Genomic DNA, 3537 nt, shown 5'->3' with positions numbered 1-3537 from the left:
ATTGCGTTACTGCCGTCTCAAACAGCGGCGCTAGTATGCAGCCCAGCACAATAATTTTGATGAGATCATTCTTTCCCCATCCAGGGCCGCCGAGCAGCGTTCCAGGATGAAAGATGGCAAAAGCGATTGTTGGTATGGACGCAACGTAAGTGCATGCGAACGCGAGCGGAATCAGTCTCGTCGTACGCAGCTCGGTCAACCACTTCACCAATCTTTGAAAGTCTCGGCGCGCATTGTTCATTTTTTTGTTGTGCAAACAGCCGTCACATGTCGAACGTCTCAAACTGTAGAACTGGGTCCGACGTGTTCCTCAGCCCTCAAGCTCAATACGGTACCGCAGAGTCTCAGCGAATCCATACGCCGCCGTCTTTGTGAAACGCTCCACCAAGACACCGTCGCAAGCTACGATGACCTTTTGCGAGGCTATGTTGTCAGGATCAACGGTTAGCTCGACGTACGCCAAGCCTTGTCGCCTCGCTTCGCTCAGCATTGCATCGAGCGCCTGCTTGGCGTAGCCATTGCCTCTCTTCCACGGCACGATCGAGAAGCCGATATGGCCGAGCACATAGGGCGGCAATTCGGCAGTTCCCACTTGCCAACGAAATCCGATCGCGCCGCTAATGTCGCCGTCCCAAATCCATCGAACGATGCCAGGCAAACGGGCGACAGTGGAACCATCGGGCAAAGGAATCGGGCCACCCGACGCGGTCGGATCATCCAGTCCGTCGACAAACGCATCCGCGTTCATTTTGATTGCGTGTAATTGTTCACGCGCAGCGGCCTCCTTGCGAACGTTGTCAGGCGACCATCCAGCCTCGAGGGCGGCAATGTAGTTCGGCAGCAGTGCGGTCGTTGGCTTTAACAGTTCAATCTTTCTCATTTGAGTCGATGCCTGTCAGAGAGCACTGATTGTTAGCGGTTTAAACCGTACCGTCGAATCTCTCAAAATGGCCAAAATTCGTCTTTCCCTAGTCAAGATACATGGAGCAAAGCATCAAGCCGGCCCCGAATACACTACGCCTCGTCAGGAGGACCACGTCGCATTTTGCAAAACGATCCGGTACCCATCGAGATCCTCGAATGTTCGACCCGATATGTCCCAATAGGGATTGAACGACGTCACGCAAACGAAGCCGTTCTCGATAAGGCGCTCACACGTCGACTGCCAGGCTTCTCGATCTGGAATGTAAAACACCAGCAAATCTTCGGGCGTCGGAGTTGGCGATACCGGGTGTTCGCGACACTGGGTGAACTCGAAGTGATAGTCCATTCCGGAACGACCGAGCATCACCCCATCAAATCCCTGGTGATCTTGAAATCGTGCCAGCACGGCAAGGTTCAGGGCTACGCAATACATACTCTCTAACCGGGGAAGATCACTGACAGGTCTGGCAATTCTGAGTTGTGCTTGCATCGGATGGTGTTACCGCGATCGGTAGTTAAAGGTGTCGGGACGTCTGACCTGTGAGAATACATCGACCGAAAAATGCAACGTCGACCGTCGAAGACGCCGCGAATCCATAGACTGCCACGCCAGCAAAGATCGCTGGCTGGACGAACGACGACAGTCGGCCTGAACACCATCGAATCTGATCCGGTTCCGCCACCCTGAAGGGACATTCAACATTACTCGAAGTGGTCGTTCGTGGCGACGGTTCACTGCGCAGTTCTGGAATAAACCGGCTTAGAATCGAATTACCCAGTTACCCCAAGTACTCAATGCTCACAGCGCTCCCACTTACTAGCGAGTCGGCTCGCGATTGCGCAAATGTCTTGCGCGTCTTTATGGAAGCACCTTCGTACACGGAACTCGTTGAAGGCCGCTCTCCCTCCACAGAAGATGTCGACGATTTCTTCTTCGGCAGGCCAGTGGGCAAGGACGCAGCATACAAATCAGTCTTCGGATTCTTTGTCGGACGGGACATGATCGGCTGCGCAGATGTAGTTCGCTCGTATCCAGCTGACGACTGCGTATGGATCGGCCTGATGCTCTTCTCCGAAGCTCATCACGGTCGAGGCTATGGCAAGGCTGCTCTGGGGTTGCTGATTGAGATGACGGACGAGTGGGGCTATCGCACGGCGCAGCTTGCAGTCGTCTCAACCAATTGACGCGCGTCTGCATTCTGGCAGCGCGAGGGCTTTGAGGAGATTCGACGCGCGACCACGCCGAAGTTCACCGGCGATCTCATCGTTATGGAGCGCCCGATCCGGTAGCGACCTCGAATTGCTTGAATTGGCCGATGCCGGCTGCTCAACGCAGCCATTAACATAAGCTGCGAAGGCCGCGAAACCCGTGAAAGGTACAGTGCGCGGCGCGTATGCAACATTTGGTACGCCCCGATTGGGCAGCTCAGCGTGGCGCATACAGGACGCCAGGTCGGCCGATCCTCTTACACTCACCCGTGAAGAACCGCCAGTGTTCCTTTTTGCCAATGCTTTTGGCAATGCTTTTGGCAACGCGTTAACGGGCGGTCATCCTCTCCCTATGAATCCGGTAGCGATGACAATTCGCGGCTAATTGTCATCGCCAACGGCTGTTATTGGGCGGCAGCCGGCGACACTCCGCTCGGTCGCGCCAGCGAGTTGTTGCTCTGTGCATAAACGCCGCCTGACAGCGTGAGCGCTGCGACGGCCGCGATTAATATGCTGGTTGCCTTGTTTATGAACCGGTCTCCTTGATTGAAATAGAATTTCCACGCAAACGGTGCAACCCCTTTACAGGAAAGTGGTCGCTGATAGTTAAGCGCATTGTTCGCAAGGGCGTATTTCTATTTTCGGTGTTACCCCTAATGGGCGAGCCCAATCCAAGGCCGGCGGTTCGGCATTTAGCGCTGCATGCTTCGTGATCCGCCAGGAAACTGACCGGGCGGCGTGGATAGCGAATGGCCAGTGGAGCGGAGTCCGGTGAACAAACTTGCAAATGAACTCCCCCCTTGGCGACGATCTGGGCGGAAGCATCGGACGTCGCTTCTTGGCCGGTCCTTGCCGGATGGCGGTCGTCGCTTCCCGACCCTGAGCGGCTTGTCGTGGTATTGCGGTTCAAACGTCGCGCTCATGAGTGCATCGGTCACTCGTGGGACTGCCCTTGCGGGCGGTCCGGCCCACGCAGGCGCTGACTTCACTGTTCCGAACGATGTCTTCCGCACGGACAGCCATGTTCAGGTGCCCTTTAATAACGAAGAAATAGGCCGACCGCGTCCTGATCGAGTCGGCCGAGGGTTTGTATCGCCTGTTGACACAAGTGCCTTGCGTGCCTGACGCGATATCAATGAACGAGGGCGCGTTCGTTTTCGGACTTGCGTGGCTTAAGCGTCTGACAGCCGTCTTTTTCGATAACAATCATCGAGGGTCGATAGCAACATGCGTGCGATGGCGAGACGTAGGTTCATTTCACTGTCACTGGCTGCATGCGCCGCCGGCATGATCGCGGCTCGGGCGCGCGAGCACGACGCACCGGGCGGCATCGCCTATGGCAAGGCGCCGCGCCAGCGGCTCGACGTATATGCGCCCGAGTCCCGCACTCGCACGAACCACCCC

Annotated in this window: 3 protein-coding genes and 1 pseudogene; 1 reads left to right on the top strand and 3 read right to left on the bottom strand. The window is 56.1% G+C overall.

The window, feature by feature from the left end:
- From JWR14_RS37490 to JWR14_RS37480, 3 genes and pseudogenes are all read right to left on the bottom strand, one after another.
- Window positions 1-199: pseudogene (locus JWR14_RS37490) on the bottom strand (hypothetical protein); the annotation flags it as partial.
- 111 nt (window positions 200-310) lie between these two features.
- Entirely contained in the window at window positions 311-880 is a 570-nt protein-coding gene (locus tag JWR14_RS37485) for a GNAT family N-acetyltransferase (RefSeq protein WP_299719709.1), read from the bottom strand.
- Between the two features lie 144 nt (window positions 881-1024).
- A complete protein-coding gene (locus tag JWR14_RS37480) occupies window positions 1025-1414 on the bottom strand; it encodes a VOC family protein (RefSeq protein ID WP_299719707.1) in 390 nt (129 codons plus the stop codon).
- Window positions 1415-1785: 371 nt separating this feature from the next.
- Here JWR14_RS37480 and JWR14_RS37475 point away from each other — a divergent pair, with 371 nt between their 5' ends.
- On the top strand, window positions 1786-2109 hold the full coding sequence (locus JWR14_RS37475) for a GNAT family N-acetyltransferase (RefSeq protein WP_299719705.1): 324 nt from the start codon (window positions 1786-1788) through the stop codon (window positions 2107-2109).
- Window positions 2110-3537 lie beyond the last annotated feature (1428 nt).

The sequence above is a fragment of the Caballeronia sp. genome (assembly GCF_028292365.1).
GTDB lineage: Bacteria > Pseudomonadota > Gammaproteobacteria > Burkholderiales > Burkholderiaceae > Caballeronia.
This window is presented reverse-complemented; position numbering and strand designations above follow the sequence as displayed.